This is a genomic window from Agrobacterium vitis (assembly GCF_014926405.1).
GTDB classification, from domain to species: domain Bacteria; phylum Pseudomonadota; class Alphaproteobacteria; order Rhizobiales; family Rhizobiaceae; genus Allorhizobium; species Allorhizobium vitis_H.
Genome location: NZ_JACXXJ020000005.1, coordinates 3,538,197 through 3,559,458, shown reverse-complemented (window position 1 = coordinate 3,559,458; position 21,262 = coordinate 3,538,197). Strand labels below are relative to the sequence as shown.

Sequence of the window (21,262 nt, the reverse complement as noted above, 5' to 3'; positions counted from 1 at the left end):
TATCCCTCCCCTAAAACAAAATGCGGGCCATGTGACCATGACCCGCACAACCTGCGCAAGAGTGAAATGGAAAAATCAGGCGACAGCCCGCGCCAGCGCACATCTCGACCAGAGCTGATGTAGGGCTCCGACCAGATGATCGACATCGGCATCGCTATGCAATGGCGTGGGCGTGATGCGCAGGCGCTCGGTTTTCTTCGGCACCGTCGGGTAATTGATCGGCTGCACATAGATATTGAAATTGTCGAGCAGGATATCGGAGATCCATTTGCATTTGGCGGCATCCCCAACCAGGACCGGCACGATATGGCTAGGATTGGGCATGTGAGGAATACCGCGCGCATCCAGAAGCGACCGCAGCCGACGTACTCGTTCCTGATGGGCGAAACGCTCGATCTGGCTGGATTTCAGATGCCGGATCGAGGCGACTGCGCCAGCAGCCAGAGAAGGCGGCAGAGCAGTCGTGAAAATAAAACCTGACGCAAATGAACGGATGAAATCGCACAAGGCGGTTGAAGCGGTGATATAGCCACCCATCACGCCAAACGCCTTGCCAAGCGTGCCTTCGATGATTGTCAGCCGGTCCATGATGCCTTCACGCTCGGCAACACCGCCGCCGCGCGGCCCATACATGCCGACCGCATGCACTTCGTCCAGATAGGTCATGGCACCGTAGCGATCGGCCAGATCGCAGATTTCCCTGATCGGCGCGATATCGCCATCCATCGAATAGACGCTCTCAAAGGCGATCAGCTTCGGCGCCTTGGGATCGGCGGCCTTCAGCTTGGCTTCCAGATCCTTGACGTCGTTATGCTTCCAGATGACCCGTTCGCATTTCGCATAGCGGATGCCCTCAATCATCGAGGCATGGTTCAGGGCATCGGAAAAGATAATCAGGCCGGGGATCTTCTGCCCGAGCGTACCGAGCGTCGCCCAGTTGGAAATATAGCCTGACGTGAAGATCAGCGCCTGTTCCTTGCCATGCAAGTCGGCCAGTTCCTGCTCCAGCAGAACATGATAGTGATTGGTGCCGGAAATATTGCGGGTGCCTCCAGCACCCGCGCCACAGTGATCGATGGCGTTTTTCATCGCCTCGACGACCTGTTCGTTCTGGCCCATGCCCAGGTAGTCGTTCGAACACCAGACGGTCACGTCATGCTGACCGTTTTCCGTGTAGCGGGTAGCCCGTGGAAAATTGCCGCGCTGGCGCTCAAGATCGGCAAAAACCCGGTAACGGCCTTCTTCGTGCAGGCCATCCAGTTCGCTCTTGAAAAACGCTTCAAAATCCATTGCGCCTGCTCCAATCTTCCTGGATCTCTTTTGAGATCGTTCGGGGCAGCGGTCAACCCCTTAAAGTGATTCTAAACTGCGACAAAAGGCACCGGCACTGATGTGCGGTCCGATAACCGCTGCCACCATCGCCGCCCGACGATCGATCTCTCCAATCGATACGAGCCGCATGGTCATTCAGTAGCCGACACAGATCCAAACAGACTTGATCTGTGTCAAGCTTGACGGCGCGCACAGCAAAAGTGGTCGTGAACACAGCAGACATTTATTATAGAATAAACTAAAACAAAATAACTTTAATAGGGGTTACCAACCATCCTCCTCGGCTATGCGCCAAATTGCAATTTAGCGGTATTCACAACCGGAATACGAGCGGATTTCTTCAGTGTTCATTGTTGCAAGTCGCCTACCCTGAAAAAAATCGTCCATGCTGACAATCTCTTTGAGAGACACCTTAAAAAACAGAGCGTTTCCGGTGGACATTCGCCGCTCTCGCTATATGTTTTTGCAATGTTGGGATTCCAGCAATGGACAACAATCGGCAGGAAATGCGTCAAAAGACGACAAATAATGCTGCATAACAAAATATCAGCGCAGGGGCGGACGCGCCGGCAGACCCAAATCTGGCCAGGATAATGAACGATCGGCGAGACCTGGGTATCCGGATAAATCCAATACGGAGATGGACATGAAAAAGGCAATTATACTCATTCTGGCAGGCTTGGCCGTCGCCGGTTGCACGGAAACCGAAAAGGGCGCCGGCATTGGCGCCGCATCGGGTGCCATCATCGGCGGCGTCGCCACTGGCAATGTCCGCGGTGCGGCGGTTGGTGCTGCCGTGGGCGGCGTAGCAGGCGCCATCATCGGACGCGTCAACGAGCAGCCGGGCCAGTGCTACTATCGTGACCGCTACGGTCGTCGCTACGTCGACAACTGCCCACGCGGCTACTGACATCCAGCCACCGCCGGATCCAGCCGTTCTCGGCCCGATCCGGCGGTGGCCATACAATACCGGAAGAGTTCACCGAGGAACTGTTCCGGCTATAATCGCAGATGGGAATAGCGATTTCGGAGCAAGGGGTGCGGGATGGTTTTGCTCCGGCCAGATTGAGGACTTCAGACACTGTTTATACCGAGTAGGGTGACATTGCCGAATGTCAGTAGAGCGTTTCGGAAGTCAGGCACCGCTCTGGCATGTGTCGTCGTGGGTGCGGCGGCTTTGTCGTTTCCAGTTGATGCCTATGCCTTCAAGATTTTCGGGATAACCCTGTGGGGCCGCGATGAAGGCAAAACGGATGTTGTCGATCCCGTGCGGTATTCTGTCGATTTCCAGTCGAAAGAAGCGTCCGGCAATCGCGATAAGAAAGATGCTTCCGGCGACCTGAAAGACGCGCTGGAAAAAAGCTCGCAGCTGATACAGGAGAAGGACAAGCCGGTCTCCGGCGATCTTGGCGTGGTCATCAAGGCCCGCGAGGACCGGGAGCGGCTCCTGGCGACACTTTACGAACACTCCTATTATGGCGGCGTCATTACCATGACGGTCAATGGCACGCCCCTGGATAGCCTGCCCCCCAATCCCGAATTCCCCCACACGAAACCCGTGCCGGTTAAAATAGAGGTCGAACCCGGCCCGCTCTTTACCCTCGGCAAGGTAACGTTGACCGGCGATGCCGCAAAGCTTGGCCCAACGGCCTATGATCTTGTGGCAGGCAAGCCTGCCGGTTCCCTGGCGATTATCAAGGCCGCCAATAAGATAGCCGATGATCTGAAGGCGCAAAGCCGCCCTCTCGCCCGCATTTCCGACCGGCAGGTGGTCGCGGACCATCAAAGTAATCGGGTGGATGTGACCATTGGTGTCTCCGCCGGGCCAGTCGCGCCCCTGGGTCCGGTTGCAGTCTCCGGCACCAAGGCCGTCGATCCTGGTTTCGTGCAGAAATATTCAAGGCTCAATGCCGGTCAGCCCTATTCGCCGGAAGATCTGCGCAAGGCATCCGACCGCTTGCGCAAGCTTAACGTCTTCTCCAGCGTGACCGTCACCCAAGCCGATAAACTCAACTCACAGGGCGCCATTCCGCTCAATATCACCGTTTCGGAAGGCAAATTCCGCTATTTCGGGGCCGGGGCAACCTATGACACCATCGACGGTGCGGGATTGCAGGGCTATTGGGGCCACCGCAACCTGTTTGGCCAGGCCGAATCTCTGCGGATCGAAGGCACGGTCAGCGGCATCGGCGAGAAAACCGATGCAACGGATTTCGATTATTCCGCTGGCATCACCTTTACAAAGCCAGGTTTTCTGCTGCCGTCAGGCACACTGGAAGCCTCGATCAAGGCCGCAACACTCAGCACCGATTCCTATGATGCCGACACCATCACCGGCAAACTCGGCTATTCCTATGAGTTGACTGACTATGACACGGTTTCGGCGGCCACCGCGCTGGAATATGCCAGGATCGATGATGCCTTTGGCCGAAACGACTACCTGACCTTTTCCGTGCCTCTCGATTATGTGCGCGATACCCGAGACAACAAGATGAACCCGACCACCGGCTACCGCGCCACGCTCAGCGCCGCGCCGAGCTATGAATTCCTCGGCAGCACTGTATTTTCCAATTTCGAAGGGTCGATTTCCGGCTATCACGGACTTGGCGCGGAAGACCGGGTGGTGCTGGCGGGCAAATTGGCGGTAGGGACCTTGTTTGGCACCGGCGGGCTTGCCGATATTCCGGCGACGCGACGATTCTTCGCTGGCGGCGGTGGTTCGGTGCGCGGTTATGGCTATCAAAGCATTTCGCCCAGAAACAGCGCGGATGACGCCACCGGCGGGCTTTCCTATATGACGGCATCACTGGAAACGCGCATCGGCATTACCGAAACGATTGGCCTGGTGCCGTTCTTCGATGTCGGGACCGTGTCCAGCGGGCATGTGCCTGATTTCTCCGATATCAAGGCAGGCGCGGGCATCGGCCTGCGCTATGCGACGCCGTTCGGCCCGATCCGCCTGGATGTGGCCGTACCGCTCAATCCCTATCCCGACGGCGACAAATACGGCATATATGTCGGTATTGGACAAAGTTTCTGACGCAGAAGCAGCCGTTCGGGACAGAAGAAGGTCGGAACAGACAGTGAGCGCACTCAAAACCCTATTCTCAGGCCTTGGCCGCATTCTCGCCTATGGTTTGCTGGTGCTGGCCGCGATGCTGGTCGTGGCGCTGACGCTGGTCGGCACGACGCAATTCGGCAGCCGGTTCATCGGCGATTTCGTCGCCTCACTGGTGTCGAAGCCAAACCGGATCATCGCCGTGGACGGGATCAGCGGCCTGCTGGACGGGCATTTGCGGGCGGACACAATCACTGTTTCCGACGCGAACGGTCCCTACGGCCGAATTCAGGATCTCTCCATCGACTGGTCGCCGCTGGCGCTGATGTCACGCCGTTTCGAGGCCTCGCAGATCAAGGCCGCCTCCCTGACATTGGCCCGCAAGCCCTTGCCGACCGTGGAGACCACAACAGAAACCTCCAGCAGCAACGGTTTCAGCCTGCCGGTGGATGTCAGGGTCGAGCGGGTGTCTGTACCCGACATCCGGCTGGAACAACCGCTGCTCGGCACCGCAGCCCGGTTGACTTTGGACGGCAATGTCGAGGCTGAACGAGGCAGTGAGGCGACCCCGCAAGCCATCACGTCGCAACTGACGGTGAGCCGTGCAGATCTGCCGCAGGCAAACCTGTCGGCCCGGCTCGCCTACGCGCCGCAGCAGAACCGGCTGGACGTCGACGCCACCCTGCAGGAGCCAAAGGGCGGTCTCCTCGCCAACCTGCTGCAATTGCCGGATGATCCGGCGCTTGCCATCACGGTCAAGGGCGGCGGGCCGATCAACGATTGGAAAGGCTCGCTGGCGGCAACGCTCGACGGCACACCGCGATTGGACATCACCGCAACGCATAGGCTGGCCGCAGACGGTCGCCATGTGACCATCAATGGCGACGGTGCCTTCGATAGCCTGTTGCCCGCCAATCTCCGCGACCTGTTTGCCGGCAAAACCATGATCGACATTGCCGCCCGTCTTTCCGATGACGGTGCCTTGAGCGTGGAAAAAGGCAGCGTCGAGACCGGCAGCCTGTCGCTTGCCGCCAGCGGCACCTATACGCCGAAAGGCGAAAATTCCCTTCACGCTACACTGACCGGCAAGAATGGCCCTGCCGCGATCCGTTGGCCGCTGGACGATGGCACCGTCGCCGCCCAAGTCTCCGGCTTGACATTTAGCCTGACCGGGGCAGCCGAAGCGGCAAAACTTGAAACCACCGCGGCGCTGGAGAGCCTGACACTGCCGCAGGGCACGTTTGGCGATATCGCCCTTAAAGCAAGCGCGCCTGCTTTCAACCTGACCACCCGTTCCGGCAGAATCGATACCACACTGACCGTACAGCAAGCGCAGTTGACGGACCCGACGTTGGCGCGCGCCGTGAAGGCACCTCTGACCCTCAAGGCACCGATTTCGGTCAGCCCTCAGCAGATTGCCGCCCAACCGCTCACCATCGAAAGCCCGGCGCTTGGCGGCAGCGTGACGGCTGCCTATACCATCGCCAGCAAGGCCGTGGAGGCACAATATGCACTGTTTGCGCGGCCTGAAGCGCTGCCACAAGCCGTGACGGAAAAGCTGGTGGGAACGCCTGGTGGCACCGAGCAAAGCAATATGGTGAAGCTTTCCGGCGAGGCACGCTATTCCGCAGGTGATGGGATTGTCATTCCCGGTTTTACGCTGGAAACACGGCTGCTGAACGCTTCGGGCAAACTGTCTTTTGTCAGGCAGCAGCTGGCCACCACACTCTCGGGGATGATCACCGATTTCAGCATCTTGCAGGCCAATGCATCGGGCAAGGCCGCGTTCGAGCTCCAGGCCAATGGTCCCATCAATGCCTTGCAGACCAATGGCACGATCACCATCGATGCCGCAAAGCTTGCTGGCCGCGCCCTCACTGGCTTTTCCATGGCGGCGAAAGCCGACCTGACACGCGGCGCGCCCTCTGCAACGCTGACCGCGCAAGGCGCGCTGGATGGCAAGCCGGTTCGGTCCAATCTCAACCTCACCTCCAAAGACGGCGTCATCGCCCTGCCGGATCTGAGCTTGACGGTGGGCGACAACCGCTTGAACGGTGCCTTGAGCTTTTCCCGCGCCCGTCTTCCCAGCGGTACTGTCGATTTTGACTTTCCCGATCTCGGCCTGCTGGCCGCCCTTGGCGGACAGACCGCATCGGGCGATCTGAAAGGCTCCATCAGACTGGATGAGGCCAATGGCAAGATTGCCGCCCGGATCAAGGCCGAGGGCACCGCCATTCGCCAGGGTTCGACAACAATCGCGCAGCCGTCGGTCGATGTGACCACCAACGACCTCCAGTCGCTGGCCTTGCAGGGCATGGTCAAGGCGGACCGGATCTCCACTGGCTCTGCCCTTGTGGAACAGCTGGCGCTTCAGTTCGACCGGAGAGGAACCCGCACCGATATCGACCTTTCGGGACGATACGACAATGCACCTTTGACCGGAAAAGCGCTGGTGCAGCAGGATGGCAATAGCATCGGCATTGCCCTGCAGGATTTTGCCGTCAGCCCACGCGGTATCCCAGTGACGCTGGCCCGGCCCACTAATATCACCGTGGAAAATGGCACCGCAACAATCGACACGCTCACCATCAAGGCCGGCAGCGGCACAATCACGGTCGCTGGCAAGGCAGGCGCGGCTCTGGATATGACAGCGCAGATCAACGCGCTCCCCGCCTCGCTTGCCAATACATTTTCGGCCAATCTGGGCGCGACCGGCACACTCTCCGGCAAGATCACCGCCACCGGCAGCACATCCGCGCCGAAGATCGCTTATGACCTGCGCCTCGACGATGCCAGCGTTACGCAGATGCAGTCCGCTGGCCTGCCACCTCTGGCGATTACCGCGTCCGGCACCTTTGCGGACAATCGGCTGTCCGTGGACAGCCGCGTGACCGGCGGCGGCGGTCTGAATGTCACAGGCGGCGGCTCGTTGTCCCTTACAGGTGACAAGCCCATCAATATGACATTCAAGGCCAATCTGCCCCTCACCGCCTTGCAGGGCCTGTTGACCAAGCAAGGATTGACGGCAGAAGGCAATGCCAATGGCGATATCAGCATTGGCGGCACCCTGTCCTCCCCGGCGTTATCCGGCACCATCAGCACAGCCAAGGCCCGGCTGATTGATGTGAAGCACAATATCGCCCTTGAGCAATTGACCGTGGACATTGCCTTGACCGGCGATCAGGCCCGGATCAACTCCGCAACCGGCAGGATTTCCGCCGGAGGCAAGGTGTCGGCGACCGGCACGATCGACCTGAAAGGTCAGGGATTGCCCAGCGACCTGACAATCAAGCTCGACAACGCCATCTACATCGATGGTACCTTGGTCACCGCGACCGTCAACGGCAGCATGGGGTTGAAAGGCCCCTTGCTGGATGGACCGACCCTGTCCGGCAAGCTGACACTGGACAAGACCTCAATCACCATTCCGTCCCGGCTGCCGGGATCGATTGCCCAGCTCGACATCAAGCACAAGAACGCTCCGGCCGACGTGCGTCGCCAAACGGCAATTCTCAATCCAGAGAAAACGGGGGATGGCAGTAGCTCGCCGATTCTGCTCGATCTGCAAATCGCGGCTCCCTCGCAAATCTTCGTGCGCGGACGCGGAATCGACGCCGAACTGAACGGCACCGTGACCATCAAGGGCAGTATCGCAGCACCGCAAGTCTCGGGTGGCTTCACCATGCGTCGGGGCCGGATGGTCATTCTCACCAAGCGGCTGGATTTCAGCTCAGGCAAAATTACCTTTAGCGGTGGCCTTATCCCAGTCGTCGACTTCGAGGCTACCAGCACATCAGGCAGCACGACGCTGACAGCCAAGGTATCCGGCGTGGCGACCGACCCGGATATCAGCTTTTCATCCGCTCCCGCCCTGCCGCAGGACGAGGTCCTCGCCCAGCTTATTTTCGGCCAGTCGATGGCGAAACTGTCGCCGCTGCAAATTGCTCAATTGGCGGATGCCGTCGGTCAGTTGGGCGGTGGCAATTCGACATCCCTGTTCAACAGTCTTCGCAGCGCCGTTGGCGTCGACGATCTCGACATCAGTACCGATTCCAAGGGCAATACCCAGTTCAGCGCCGGAAAATATCTGAACGACAAAACCTATCTCGAATTCCAGCAGGGCAGCACCGGCAGCAAGGCCGTGATCAACCTGGATGTCGGCCGTGGCTTCAAGCTGAAAGGCGAGGCTGGCGCCAGTGGATCGAGCGGCGGCGGTGTGTTCTATGAGAAAGAATACTAGAGTTTGTTAGACTCACAACGTCTCCGACAGGTTTCAAGGCGCGATCCACTCGCTCTACAGCCTCGTAATTTATAAGTGCGCGATGCATAACACCTTAAATTTCCTGCGTAATTTCTTAAATCAAGCTGAGATCAAGGAATTATGGAAAAACAAAACCGTGCATCGCCAGCGCTTTATCACACGCATAAATCCCAACTCAATATTTTTTCATGCTCCGAATCCTTTTCTCTTTAAAACCGGCGAGGATTTAAGGAATTGTACAGCGGATTGTCGGTAGAATTCAGCTTGATAAGCCCCGACCTCCGGTGTCCGTAACGTCCCTGGAAAGACGGGAGCTATCGATATATTTCAAAGGATGCTTGAATAGCTATTTCTTAACAAAATACCCGTATGAATATAGGGCTTAAGGCAAGGTCGTTGATCACACAACAAAGGATGTGAGAATGCGCTCCGCACTTGACGTCGCACGAGCCAACACAGTTGGCTTTATGCATAGGCTCTTGGATCTAAAAAATCGATCTCACTGAAGAATTCTACGAACAGTCATTGAAATTGACATTCGTATTGAACGTTCAATTTCCCAAGGTGAGGATGCGATTCACATCTTCAAGCCCTTGGTATGGTTCGAGAAATACAAACACCACGACTACTAGCACCACGGCGTCATCAGGGAATGCCCCAACAGGATACGCGTGCTACAGGACACAGAGGAAGAACGATGCTGGGTTTCGGTTCAGATGCAGAAAACATTCTGTCGGCGCTTGCAAAATCTCAGGCCGTCATTGAGTTCGATCTCGAAGGCACGATTATCACCGCCAACGACGTGTTCTGTCGGTTGATGGGATATCGGCCTGAAGAACTCAAAGGGCGCAAGCACGCGCTGTTTTGTGATCCTTCCTATGTGTCCTCTGCGCAATATAAGGCCTTCTGGCAAAAGCTGTCAGGCGGGCAATCCGAAACGGCCACCTTCAAGCGGATCAACAAGGCAGGCCAGGAGGTCTGGATCAACGGCTCCTATAATCCCGTCTGCAACAGCCGAGGCAAGCCCTACAAGGTGGTAAAGATCGCAGCCGATGTCACCACCGCACAGTTGCAGACCCTCGAAGACCGCGGCAAGATGGCCGCGATTTCACGCGCTCAGGCAGTCATTGAATTTACCAAGACCGGAGAGATTATTTCTGCCAACGAAAACTTCCTGAGAGTGCTGGGATATAGCTTGGCGGAAATCCAGGGCAAGCATCATTCGATGTTCTGCGAACCCTCCTACACCGCGAGCCGAGACTACAAACTATTCTGGGAAAAACTCAGCAATGGCGAGTTCATCGCAGAAGAGTTCAAGCGCATCGGCAAGGGCGGTAAAGTGGCATGGATTCAAGCCTCTTATAACCCGATCTTCGATGCCGACGGCAAGGTGATCAAAGTGGTGAAATTCGCCACCGATGTCACTGACCGGGTGCGGTGCGTACAGGAAATCGGGCACGCTTTGCAGGCTCTTTCGGATGGCGACCTGACAGTGTCGCTGGAGCGGCCTTTTGTTTCTGGCCTCGACCAGATTCGGCTGGACCTGAACAATGCCATGGAAAAACTGACAACCGCGATGCGAACCGTGGCCATGAACGCCAATGCAATCGCCGCTGGAACCAACCAGATCAAATCCGCTTCTGACGATCTTTCCCGCCGCACCGAGCAGCAGGCTGCCTCTGTCGAGGAAACCGCCGCAGCCCTTGAAGAAGTAACCCAGACGGTCACCGACAGCGCAAAACGGGCCGCCGAAGCCGCCAATCTCGTTGCTCGCACAAAAGCCCAGGCCGAAGCCTCAAGCCAGGTGGTTCGCAACGCCATTGACGCCATGGGCCAGATTGAAAACTCCTCCAATGAGATTTCAAACATCATCGGCGTGATTGACGATATCGCCTTCCAGACCAACCTGCTGGCGCTGAATGCCGGAGTTGAAGCCGCCCGCGCCGGCGAGGCCGGGAAGGGTTTTGCCGTCGTTGCCCAGGAAGTACGCGAACTGGCGCAACGCTCTGCCAAGGCCGCCAAGGAAATCAAACTTCTGATCACCACGTCAAGCAACCAAGTCGAAACCGGCGTATCGCTGGTGGGCGAAACCGGCAAGGCGCTGACAACGATCCTGGCGGAAGTTCAGGAGGTCAACCGTAATATCGGCGCCATTGTCGAGGCCACTCGGGAACAGGCAACCGGCCTTAGAGAAATCAACAAGGCCGTCAACACCATGGACCAGAATACCCAGCAGAATGCCGCCATGGTGGAAGAAAGCTCGGCGGCGAGCCATGGCCTTGCCCAACAAACCGAAAACCTGCGCAACCTGCTCGAACAATTTAGATTTGAGAAACATTCTTCCGCTAGGATGAGCCATGACAAATATGCGGCTTAGCGGTAATCGCTACGCATCGCATGGACGAACATCGGACTAATGATCGCAATACAGCCCCGGCGGGTAACCTGTTTACAGGAAGCGGAGGGCGAAAGACAGGCGGGACGGATATCATGGCAACACCTATTACCCCTACCAGCTTCGGCGGTGAAAACCTCGAAATCATCGCTTTTCGCCTGCATGATCAGGAGTTCTGCGTCAAGACCACCACAATCCGGGAAATCCGCGGCTGGGCGCCTTCCACGCCCATTCCGCATGCACCGGCCGATGTGATCGGCGTGATGAACCTGCGCGGTTCGGTCATTCCGATCATTGATCTTGCCTACAAGCTCGGAATGAAGAGCACGGTTGCCAATGAGCGCTCCGCCATTGTTGTCGCTGAAGTGCACAATATGGTCATTGGCATGCTGGTGGACCGGGTGTCTGACATCCTGACCATCCCCTCCAGCCAGGTTCAGCCGGTTCCAGAAGTTTCGGCCTCTTTCGACAAGACGTTTTCCGAAGGCATCATCGCCAATGAAAACGGCATGATCTGCTTCCTGAACCTTTCCAAGATGTTCAAGGGCAGCGAGCTGGAAGAGCTTGCGGCCTGATCTTATAAAACGATAATATCAAAAGCGGCCTCATCGGGCCGCTTTTTTGTTTTTGTGCTTTTGCTCTCTTCTGCATGGCTCGGATCAAAAATGCCGCCCTGCTTTTAAGCAGGGCGGCATGACGAGATCGGTTAGCCAAACAGCACAAGCGTGCTGCGCAGAGTGACCCAAACACCCCAGAGCAAGGGAATGCCGACAACGGCCCAGGCGAGCGCCGCCTTGGCGTCGAAACCGCCCTTGCCAATGCCGAACGAGCCGGTCGGGCCAGCACTGGCGGCGGCAGTCTTGGCCTGAAGGGCGGCAACCTCGTCATCCGACATGAACCATTTCTCCGGCAGTGGACGGATCAAGGCATTGGCGACAAGGCCGAGCGCCAGCATGCCGGCCAGGATATACATCGTGCCGGTATAAAGTGCGGGACCGGGAGAAATCCCGGCAGCAATCTGGGCCTCGCGGATATAATTGACCACGACAGGACCGACGATGCCCGCCGTTGCCCAGGCGGTCAGCAATCGGCCATGAATGGCGCCCACGAATTGCGTTCCGAAGATATCGGCGAGATAGGCCGGAATGGTGGCAAAACCGCCGCCATACATCGACAAAATGACGCCAAAGGCCAGAACGAACAGCGCCCTGGAGCCCAGGCCCGCCAAAGTCGGTGCCAGCGCATACAGCAGAATGCCGAGCAGGAAAAAACAGTAATAGGTGTTCTTGCGCCCGATCTTGTCCGACATCGACGCCCAGAAAAACCGTCCGCCAATGTTGAACAGCGACAACAATCCGGTAAATCCGGCAGCAATGGCGGCGATCTGCGCCTTTTGCGCGGTGTCCAATTGCGAGAATGTCAGGTCCGGCAGACCGATCAGTGAGCCGGCAAAAATTTCCTGAAGCATGGGCGAGGCCATGCCGATCACTCCGATACCCGCCGAGACATTCAGGCAGAGCACAGCCCAGATCAGCCAGAATTGCGGGGTTTTGTGAGCATCACGCAGATGCACGTGGCGATGGGTAATCATGCTGCTCTTGGCAACAGGCGGGGTCCAGCCTTCTGGACGCCAGCCTGCCGGCGGAATGCGGTAGCCGAAAGCGCCGCCCATCATGAAGACGAAATAGATGGCAGCCATAACCACGAACGTCTGCCAGACGCCCGGCCCGGCATCGGAACGGAACACGCCCATCAGAAGGTTGGCGAGCGGCGCACCGATCATCGCCCCGCCGCCAAAGCCCATGATTGCCATGCCGGTCGCCATGCCGCGCCGGTCTGGAAACCATTTGATCAACGTAGACACCGGAGAAATATAGCCGAGGCCAAGCCCGATGCCGCCGATCACGCCCGCGCCGATCCACATCAGCCACAGTTGATGGGTGAAAACGCCCAGCGCCGCGACGAGAATGCCGCCGCACCAGCAGCAGGCCGAAACAAACCCGGCACGGCGCGGGCCAACCCGCTCCAGCCATCCACCCCAAAGCGCTGCGGAACAGCCGAGCAGCACGAAGAACAATGTGTAGATCCAGCCGAGATCGGCGACGCGCCAATTGCATTCGGTGGTGAACAGCGCGCCGACAAGTGACAGACCAGCGCAGCTTGCAGGCACCGTGGTGCCCAATGCCTTACTGAGCGGCAGCCAGAAGACGCTAAAACCATAGGCCATGCCGATGCAAAGATGAATGGCAAGCGCTGCTGGTGGCACCAGCCAGCGATTAAAACCCGGTTTTGCGATGATCCGTTCCCGATCAAGCAAACCGGCAGATGATGACAGCGCTGTCCCCGGCGCATTCGTAACTGCCATAAATATCCCTCCTCGTGCTTCTATCCAAATGGAGGCCCCAGCCAAATTTGGAGAAGTCGTTGCTCAAACAAAAAACCAGTGCATGATGGCATGAACCAAGTGAATGCATCACGACACTGGTTGGCTTGTCTATTCCCAGCACTATCTGTAGCAAACAGCGCGACTGCCACCGCCACACATAGCGCGTCTGTCGAATGGCCAGATAGGGCCCTAATCAACCTGTTAAAATCTTTAGACTATTTGGCGCCATGCACACTAGGCCGTCGCCCGTTCGGTCAGACTCAAGCTGTGCCGCGCCCCGCCATGCCAAAGGCCTCGGCACTATTATCCACTGGACGCTTGATCAGTTTCGCCGCCTCGATCACCAGCGGGTCAAATCCATCTCGACCGGTATCGATCATCTCGAAAAACTGACGGCGCATGCGCGGTTCCCAGAACTTGTTGATATGGGTTGCCACGCCTTGCACCCGCTCATGCTCCGGCTGCGTGTTGAAGAATTGAGCGATCTGGTTTGCCATGCGGATCAGTTTTTCAGCAATATGGTCATGCGACATCGGCGGAAACCCCGGATATTATGCGGTCAGGACGAGTGAACACTTCAAAATCATCGCCACGGGCAATGCCGATCAGGGTCATGCCCGCCGCCTGCGCGGTGCGGATGGCAAGAGCGGTTGGCGCGGAAATCGCCAATAGAATCGGCGCACCCAGCATGGCCGCCTTCTGCACCATCTCCACCGACAACCGGCTGGTGACGACCACCACGCCGTCTTCGCCCCGGCGTCCGGCCTTCAACACCGCACCGACCAATTTATCAAGAGCATTGTGACGCCCCACATCTTCCCGGATCGCCAACAGGCCTTCGCCGGGAATGAAGAAACCAGCCCCATGCACCGCATGGGTTTGCCGGTTAAGCGCCTGCGCCCGGCTGAGCGCATCGATAGCCTCACGGATATCCGCCGGTGTCAGCGTCAATCCGCCGGTGACGATCGGTACATCCCGGCTGGCCTGTTCGATTGACTCAATGCCGCAGAGACCGCAACCAACCGGCCCCGCCATACGACGGCGGCGGGTAATCAGGGCGTCCGCTATCGTATCCAGCAGCGTCACCTGCACATCAATGCCGCTTCCCGCCTCGACCGGCTCAATATCGAGAACCTCATCCAGCCGGGTAATAATGCCCTCGGCCAGCGAAAAGCCCAGCGCAAAATCCTCGAGATCGGCGGGCGTCGCCATCATCACGGCGTGGGTAGAGCCGCCATAGGAAAAGGCCACCGGCACTTCCTCCGGCACGATCCGGTGGGCCTCCTTGGTCATCCCTTGGCGATACTGCACCTGCGGCACGAGACAGGTGGTTTTCATCTCCGGCATGACAGCAAAACCCTCCTTCCCGTTATCCTCCCTGACCACCATTCTATTCCGCCGCTTCCAGCTTGCCGGAAATCCGGCGGGACTGGCGCGACAGTTCATCATAGTCCCGCTGCCATTCCGTCGGACCGTTTGAGGGCGAAACCTGCACTGCGGTCACCTTATATTCGGGGCAATTGGTCGCCCAATCGGAATAGTCTGTCGTGATGACATTGGCCTGCGTATCCGGGTGGTGGAAGGTGGTATAGACCACGCCCGGCGCGACGCGATCAGTGATCAATGCCCGTAGCGTTGTATCACCGGAGCGGCTGGCCAGCTTGATCCAGTCTCCTTCCTTGATACCGCGCTGTTCGGCATCATGCGGATGGATTTCCAGCCGGTCTTCGCCATGCCAGACGGTATTTTCGGTGCGCCGCGTCTGCGCGCCGACATTATACTGCGACAGAATGCGACCGGTGGTCAGCAGCAGCGGGAAACGCGGGCCGGTCCGCTCGTCCGTCGCCACATATTCGGTGCGGATAAACTTACCCTTGCCGCGCACGAAGCCATCGACATGCATGATCGGCGAACCTTCTGGGTGCTTTTCATTGCACGGCCATTGCACCGACCCCTTTTCCTCCAGCATCTCATAGGAAACACCGGCGAAGCTTGGCGTCGTCGCAGCGATTTCCGCCATGATCTCGGACGGATGGCTGTAATTCCAGCCTAGACCCATGGCCTCAGCCATTTTCTGGGTCACTTCCCAATCGCTATAGCCATTCTTCGGGCTCATCACCTTGCGCACCCGGTTGATGCGTCGCTCGGCATTGGTAAATGTGCCGTCCTTTTCCAGGAAGGTCGAGCCCGGCAGGAAGACATGGGCGTAATTGGCGGTCTCATTCAAAAACAGATCGTGGACAACAACGCATTCCATCGCCGCCAGTCCTGCCGAAACATGCTTGGTATCCGGGTCGGATTGCAAGATATCCTCACCCTGGACGTAAAGCCCCTTGAACGTGCCTTCCACCGCCGCATCCAGCATATTGGGAATGCGCAGGCCCGGCTCGTTGTTCAGCGTCACACCCCAGAGCTTCTCGAAGGTCTCGCGGGTAGCATCGTCGGAAATATGCCGATAGCCCGGCAGCTCATGGGGGAAAGAGCCCATGTCGCAGGAGCCCTGCACATTATTCTGTCCACGCAACGGGTTCACCCCGACACCAGGACGGCCGATATTGCCGGTCGCCATGGCCAGATTGGCAATCGCCATAACAGTGGTCGAGCCTTGGCTATGTTCGGTAACGCCGAGCCCGTAATAGATCGCCCCATTGCCGCCGGTGGCATAAAGCCTTGCCGCCCCGCGCAGATGGGCAGCGGGAACGCCGGTAAACGCCTCAGTTGCTTCCGGGCTATGCTGAGGTTCGGCCACAAAAGCCGCCCAATCCTCAAATTCCGACCAGTCGCAACGCTCGCGGATAAAGGCTTCGTTGGCCAGACCTTCAGTGACAATCACATGGGCCAGCGCCGTCAGAACGGCAACATTGGTGCCGGGCTTCAGCGGCAGATGGAAAGCCGCCTCGACATGCGGCGTCTTGACCAGATCGATGCGGCGCGGATCGATAACGATCAGCTTCGCGCCCTTCCGCAGCCGTTTCTTCAGCCGCGACCCAAACACCGGATGACCATCGGTCGGATTGGCACCGATCACGAGCACCACATCGGAATGCTCGACACTGTCGAAATCCTGCGTACCCGCCGACGTCCCGAAGGCTTGGCCAAGACCATAACCGGTCGGTGAATGACAGACGCGGGCGCAGGTATCGACATTGTTATTGCCAAAGCCAGCGCGGATCAGCTTCTGCACCAGATAGGTTTCTTCATTGGTACAGCGCGAGGAGGTAATGCCGCCGATGGAATCGCGGCCATATTGATATTGCAACCGCTTGAACTCGGAGGCCACATGGGCAAAGGCCTCCTCCCAGCTCACTTCCCGCCAGGGATCGGTAATTTTCTCACGCACCATCGGATTGAGGATGCGATCCTTGTGGCTGGCATAGCCATAGGCAAACCGGCCCTTGACGCAGGAATGGCCGCGATTGGCCTTGCCGTCTTTCCACGGCACCATGCGCACCAGTTCTTCGCCCCGCATTTCGGCTTTGAAGGAACAGCCGACGCCGCAATAGGCGCAGGTCGTCACCAGCGAGTGCTCCGGCTGGCCAATGGCGATGACGGATTTTTCCGTCAGTGTCGCGGTTGGACAGGCCTGCACGCAGGCCCCGCAGGACACGCATTCCGATTCCAGAAATGCCTCATGGGCGCCGGGCGACACCCGGCTGTCAAAACCACGACCCTCAATGGTCAGCGCAAACGTACCCTGCACTTCCTCGCAGGCCCGCACACACCGCGAACAGACAATGCATTTGGAGGGATCATAGGTGAAATAAGGATTGCTTTCATCCTTCGGCATGTAGCGGGCATTCAAGCCGTCACCGGCCCGGGTCTTGACGTGGTTGTCACCTTCATAGCCGTAGCGAACATCGCGCAGGCCCACGGCCCCTGCCATGTCCTGCAATTCGCAATCGCCATTGGCTGCACAGGTCAGACAGTCCAGGGGATGGTCGGAGATATAAAGCTCCATCACCCCCTTGCGGATGGCTTTAAGCCGCTCCGTCTGGGTGTGAACGACGATACCGGGCGCGCAGGGCGTGGTGCAGGAGGCCGGGGTGCCATTGCGGCCCTCGACCTCCACCAGACAGAGCCGACAGGAACCAAAGGCATCCACCATGTCGGTGGCGCACAGCTTCGGCACCTGAATGCCAGCCTCCATCGAGGCCCGCATGATCGACGTGCCTGCCGCCACCGTCACCTCACGACCATCAATGGTCAGCGTCACAGTTTCGGTGGAAAGCGAAGCCGGGGTGCCGTAGTCAATTTCATGGATCAGAGACATGGTCTTTACTCCGCCGCTTCAACCAGGGGGGCAGGCGCAAAATCCTGCGGGAAATGGGTCATCGCACTCATGACAGGATAGGGCGTAAAGCCGCCAAGCGCGCAAAGCGATCCGAATTTCATAGTGTTGCAGAGATCTTCCAGCAGCACCTTGTTCTTTTCCGGCTCAATACCCTTTGCAATCCGGTCCACGGTTTCGACGCCGCGTGTAGAACCGATCCGGCAGGGCGTACACTTGCCGCAACTTTCGACCGCGCAGAACTCCATGGCAAACCGCGCCTGTCTCAGCATATCGGCGCTGTCATCGAAGACCACGATCCCGGCATGACCGATCAAGCCGCCAGCTGCGGTAAAGGCTTCATAGTCGAACACCGTATCGAACAGCGAGGGCGGGAAATAAGCCCCCAGCGGTCCGCCCACCTGCACCGCCTTCACCGGACGGCCCGTCAAGGTGCCGCCGCCGATATCGTTGATGATCTCGCCCAGCGTCAGGCCAAAGGCTGTCTCGTAGAGGCCACCGTGTTTGACATTACCCGCAATCTGGATCGGGATGGTGCCATGCGACCGGCCAACGCCGTAGTCGCGGTAGAACTGCGCGCCGCGGTCCATGATAACAGGAACGGAGGCCAGCGACATGACATTGTTGACAACGGTTGGCTTGCCGAACAGCCCCTCCAGCGCCGGAAGCGGCGGCTTGGCCCGCACCACACCGCGCTTGCCTTCCAGGCTGTTGAGCAGCGAGGTTTCCTCACCACAGACATAGGCACCGGCTCCCTCGCGGACCTCCATGTCAAAAGCGTAAGCAGAGCCTAACACGGATGCACCCAGAATGCCTTGCTTGCGGGCAAGCTCGATGGCTTCACGCATAACGGCGATGGCATGAGGGTATTCCGAGCGGGTATAGACATAGCCCTTGGTGGCACCGACCGCGATCCCGGCAATCACCATGCCTTCGATCAGCACGAAGGGATCGCCCTCCATGATCATCCGATCGGCAAAGGTGCCGCTATCGCCCTCATCGGCATTGCAAACGATGTATTTCTGGTCCGCTTTGGCGTCCGCCACGGTTTTCCATTTGATGCCGGTAGGAAAGCCCGCCCCGCCGCGACCGCGAAGGCCGCTTTCGGTCACCTGGGCGACAATGTCGGCGGGCGGCATGGAAATCGCCTTTGAGAGGCCGGTCAGGCCCTTGTAATGCCGATAATCTTCCAACGACAGCGGATCGGTAATGCCGCAGCGGGAAAAGGTCAGCCGCGTCTGGTTCTTCAGGAAAGCAATATCGCTGGTCAGGCCATGACAGAGGGGATGGGCAGCCCCGGTCAAAAACCCGGCATCGAACAGGCCAGCGACATCGGAAGGCTTGACGGGACCATAGGCGATCCGACCGCGGTCCGTGCGCACTTCAACCAGGGTTTCCAGCCAAAGCATGCCGCGCGATCCATTGCGAATGATCGTCACATCGACATGGCGCACCGCAGCTTCACGCTCTATGGCGGCGGCAACCTTATCGGCCCCGACCGCCAGAGCAGCGGCATCCCGGGGAACGAAAACGGTGATGCTCATCGGCCCGCTCATCGACGGGCCTCCATCAGCAGGTCGTCAAGACAGTGCTCATCCAACCGACCATGCAATTCCCCATCCAGCATGGCAGCCGGAGCGCAAGCACAGAGCCCGAGACAGAAGACGGGCTCCAGCGTCACCGCGCCATCAGCGGTGGTTTCATGCCAGTCAATACCGAGCCGGGCCTTGATTGTTTCGCCAAGAGGCTCGCCACCCAGGGATTGGCAAGCCTCGGCCCGACAGAGTTTCAGGACATGGCGACCAGAGGGATGATCACGAAAATCATGGTAGAAACTGACAACCCCATGTACTTCGGCTCGCGACAGGTTCAAGGCACGGGCAATCACCGGCTTGGCGCTATCAGGCACGCATCCGAATGTGCGTTGAATTTCATGCAGGATCGGCAGAAGAGGGCCTTCGAGATGCCTGAGGCCATCGATAATCGCCTCCACCCTGGCCATATCGGCTTCCGCCGCCACATGCATATTCATCGCTTCCTCCTCAACGGCCAGCAACGACAGCATGGGTCGCGCGGCAGAACGGTACACTCACCCGTTTTGCGAGAATGAATCCAGCCTGTCGCTCAGGTCAATACCGCAGTATTGTTACGCGATAGAAAAAACCTATCAAAGACTTGTGCAGCTGCGAGGCGGCGCGCCTCATGCAATAGCGCGGAAACCAATGGCGTATAGGGTTCGCGATGGGTGGCAACCAGCCCGACAAGATGCTGGGCCTGCGGCTCGACAATCGGCACCATGCGAATTTCCTCTGGAAAACCGAAGGATTCCGCGACGTTACGCGGCATGATCGACGACCATTGCCCGGTCCGGATATGAGAAAACAACACGATCATTGAGTTGGATTCCAGCGTCGGCCGCGGCACCACCCCCGCCTCGGTGAAATGCTGATTAATGATGCGCCGGTTCTGCATATCGGCCGTCAATAGGCAAAGCCGAAGATCAGAAACCTCTCGCCAGGTCACACTTTCCCGGTCGGCCAGCGGCGTGCCGGTCGCCGCAATCAAGTGATAACGCTCGGCATAGAGCGGGACAGACGTCACCCGGCCAAGCGGTTCATTGTCGAGATAGGTAATACCCGCGTCGATCTCGAGATTTTCCAAAAGGCTAAGGACCTGGAGAGAATTGCGCGACACCACCTGGAACGTCACAGCCGGATGATGCGCCTGAAATGGTTCCGTCAGCCTCTGCACCATGGCCAGCGCCGTCGGGATCACCGCCAGGCGAATATGTCCAGCCAGACCGTTGCGCGCCGCCCGCATTTCCTCGCGCATGGTGCGCGCATCGCCGACAATCCGTCGCGCCCATTCCAGCACCCTTTGTCCCTCGGGCGTCAGGCCTTGAAACCGGGACCCGCGTTGCACCAGGATGACACCCAGCTGATCTTCAAGCTGGCGGATCGCCGCTGACAGCGTGGGCTGGGAAATGCCGCATTCTTCCGCAGCACGACCGAAATGCTGGGCGCGGGCAAGAGCGATGAAAAATTCCAGCTTGTCGATCATCGCTGCACCGCCTGTCGCCCGAGCCTTGAATCATCGGAAAGGCCGAAGCACGTCCTTTGTCGGCAGTCCCATGCGCATCAATCACGCAGGTCGAATGTCGTCTCCTCGCCCGCCGGTGAACAATACATCTGGTACAGCACCGATACCAGTTCCTTCACCGCCGGATTGTTGATCGAATAATAAATCTGGCGCCCGGACCGGCGGCTTTCCACCAGATTGTCCATCCGCAACCGTGCCAGTTGCTGTGAAACAATGGCCTGCTGCAATTGCAGAAGCACTTCCAGCTCGCCAACCGTCTTTTCCCCTTCGCTGAGAATACACAGAATCAACAGCCGGTTTTCATGGGATAGGGCCTTCAGAAGAGCAGCGGCGCCTGCTGCTTTCTGCATGAAGTTGGCCAATTGGCTCGCCGGCGTTTCGGCGTCTGTTGAAGAAGCGATCATAGGTTCCATCGAATGACAATGTCTACGGACTGCTGAACA

General features: G+C 58.3%; 14 protein-coding genes. 5 read left to right on the top strand and 9 right to left on the bottom strand.

Annotated features, from left to right (window positions below; all coding sequences use genetic code 11):
- Positions 1-75 precede the first annotated feature (75 nt).
- Positions 76-1,290 carry a 5-aminolevulinate synthase gene (hemA, locus tag IEI95_RS27790; protein ID WP_015917365.1) on the bottom strand — a complete coding sequence of 405 codons (1,215 nt, stop codon included), beginning with the start codon at positions 1,288-1,290 and terminating at the stop codon, positions 76-78.
- Positions 1,291-1,978: 688 nt separating this feature from the next.
- Here hemA and IEI95_RS27785 point away from each other — a divergent pair.
- The 5 genes from IEI95_RS27785 (at position 1,979) to IEI95_RS27765 (ending at position 11,621) form a co-directional block, all read left to right on the top strand.
- On the top strand, positions 1,979-2,242 hold the full coding sequence (locus tag IEI95_RS27785; RefSeq protein ID WP_015917366.1) for a YMGG-like glycine zipper-containing protein: 264 nt from the start codon (positions 1,979-1,981) through the stop codon (positions 2,240-2,242).
- A gap of 177 nt (positions 2,243-2,419) precedes the next feature.
- Positions 2,420-4,372: an autotransporter assembly complex protein TamA gene (locus IEI95_RS27780; protein ID WP_420360093.1), complete on the top strand. Its 1,953-nt coding sequence runs from the start codon at positions 2,420-2,422 to the stop codon at positions 4,370-4,372.
- A 43-nt stretch (positions 4,373-4,415) separates the two neighbouring features.
- The gene (locus tag IEI95_RS27775; RefSeq protein ID WP_194417253.1) at positions 4,416-8,630 is read left to right on the top strand and encodes a translocation/assembly module TamB domain-containing protein; all 4,215 of its coding nucleotides are present in this window, start codon (positions 4,416-4,418) and stop codon (positions 8,628-8,630) included.
- Between the two features lie 718 nt (positions 8,631-9,348).
- Complete coding sequence (locus tag IEI95_RS27770; protein WP_234934274.1) at positions 9,349-11,028, top strand: methyl-accepting chemotaxis protein; 1,680 nt, start codon at positions 9,349-9,351, stop codon at positions 11,026-11,028.
- Positions 11,029-11,141: 113 nt separating this feature from the next.
- Entirely contained in the window at positions 11,142-11,621 is a 480-nt protein-coding gene (locus IEI95_RS27765; protein ID WP_015917370.1) for a chemotaxis protein CheW, read from the top strand.
- A gap of 131 nt (positions 11,622-11,752) precedes the next feature.
- On the opposite strand, the gene IEI95_RS27760 is transcribed toward IEI95_RS27765, so the two are convergent.
- From IEI95_RS27760 to IEI95_RS27725, 8 genes are all read right to left on the bottom strand, one after another.
- Positions 11,753-13,411 carry an OFA family MFS transporter gene (locus IEI95_RS27760; protein WP_194417251.1) on the bottom strand — a complete coding sequence of 553 codons (1,659 nt, stop codon included), beginning with the start codon at positions 13,409-13,411 and terminating at the stop codon, positions 11,753-11,755.
- A 281-nt stretch (positions 13,412-13,692) separates the two neighbouring features.
- Positions 13,693-13,965: a formate dehydrogenase subunit delta gene (locus IEI95_RS27755; RefSeq protein ID WP_156531809.1), complete on the bottom strand. Its 273-nt coding sequence runs from the start codon at positions 13,963-13,965 to the stop codon at positions 13,693-13,695.
- Positions 13,955-14,770 carry a formate dehydrogenase accessory sulfurtransferase FdhD gene (fdhD, locus tag IEI95_RS27750; RefSeq protein WP_420360094.1) on the bottom strand — a complete coding sequence of 272 codons (816 nt, stop codon included), beginning with the start codon at positions 14,768-14,770 and terminating at the stop codon, positions 13,955-13,957. Before fdhD ends, IEI95_RS27755 begins: the two co-directional genes overlap by 11 nt.
- A gap of 52 nt (positions 14,771-14,822) precedes the next feature.
- Entirely contained in the window at positions 14,823-17,702 is a 2,880-nt protein-coding gene (fdhF, locus tag IEI95_RS27745) for a formate dehydrogenase subunit alpha (protein WP_156538289.1), read from the bottom strand.
- Positions 17,703-17,707: 5 nt separating this feature from the next.
- A complete protein-coding gene (locus tag IEI95_RS27740; protein WP_156538290.1) occupies positions 17,708-19,264 on the bottom strand; it encodes a formate dehydrogenase beta subunit in 1,557 nt (518 codons plus the stop codon).
- An 8-nt stretch (positions 19,265-19,272) separates the two neighbouring features.
- Complete coding sequence (locus tag IEI95_RS27735; protein WP_156538291.1) at positions 19,273-19,752, bottom strand: formate dehydrogenase subunit gamma; 480 nt, start codon at positions 19,750-19,752, stop codon at positions 19,273-19,275.
- Positions 19,753-19,844: 92 nt separating this feature from the next.
- A complete protein-coding gene (locus tag IEI95_RS27730) occupies positions 19,845-20,780 on the bottom strand; it encodes a LysR family transcriptional regulator (protein ID WP_015917377.1) in 936 nt (311 codons plus the stop codon).
- Positions 20,781-20,857: 77 nt separating this feature from the next.
- Positions 20,858-21,169, bottom strand: a complete 312-nt coding sequence (locus tag IEI95_RS27725; RefSeq protein ID WP_194417250.1) for an ArsR/SmtB family transcription factor — start codon at positions 21,167-21,169, stop codon at positions 20,858-20,860.
- Positions 21,170-21,262 lie beyond the last annotated feature (93 nt).

Coding starts and splice junctions, on each gene's coding strand:
- IEI95_RS27785 (WP_015917366.1), top strand. CDS start 1,979: ATGAAAAAGGCAATTATACTCATTCTGGCAGGCTTGGCCGTCGCCGGT.
- IEI95_RS27760 (WP_194417251.1), bottom strand. CDS start 13,411: ATGGCAGTTACGAATGCGCCGGGGACAGCGCTGTCATCATCTGCCGGT.
- IEI95_RS27735 (WP_156538291.1), bottom strand. CDS start 19,752: ATGAATATGCATGTGGCGGCGGAAGCCGATATGGCCAGGGTGGAGGCG.
- IEI95_RS27770 (WP_234934274.1), top strand. CDS start 9,349: ATGCTGGGTTTCGGTTCAGATGCAGAAAACATTCTGTCGGCGCTTGCA.
- IEI95_RS27755 (WP_156531809.1), bottom strand. CDS start 13,965: ATGTCGCATGACCATATTGCTGAAAAACTGATCCGCATGGCAAACCAG.
- fdhF (WP_156538289.1), bottom strand. CDS start 17,702: ATGTCTCTGATCCATGAAATTGACTACGGCACCCCGGCTTCGCTTTCC.
- IEI95_RS27740 (WP_156538290.1), bottom strand. CDS start 19,264: ATGAGCATCACCGTTTTCGTTCCCCGGGATGCCGCTGCTCTGGCGGTC.
- IEI95_RS27765 (WP_015917370.1), top strand. CDS start 11,142: ATGGCAACACCTATTACCCCTACCAGCTTCGGCGGTGAAAACCTCGAA.
- IEI95_RS27730 (WP_015917377.1), bottom strand. CDS start 20,780: ATGATCGACAAGCTGGAATTTTTCATCGCTCTTGCCCGCGCCCAGCAT.
- IEI95_RS27725 (WP_194417250.1), bottom strand. CDS start 21,169: ATGCAGAAAGCAGCAGGCGCCGCTGCTCTTCTGAAGGCCCTATCCCAT.
- hemA (WP_015917365.1), bottom strand. CDS start 1,290: ATGGATTTTGAAGCGTTTTTCAAGAGCGAACTGGATGGCCTGCACGAA.
- fdhD (WP_420360094.1), bottom strand. CDS start 14,770: ATGAAAACCACCTGTCTCGTGCCGCAGGTGCAGTATCGCCAAGGGATG.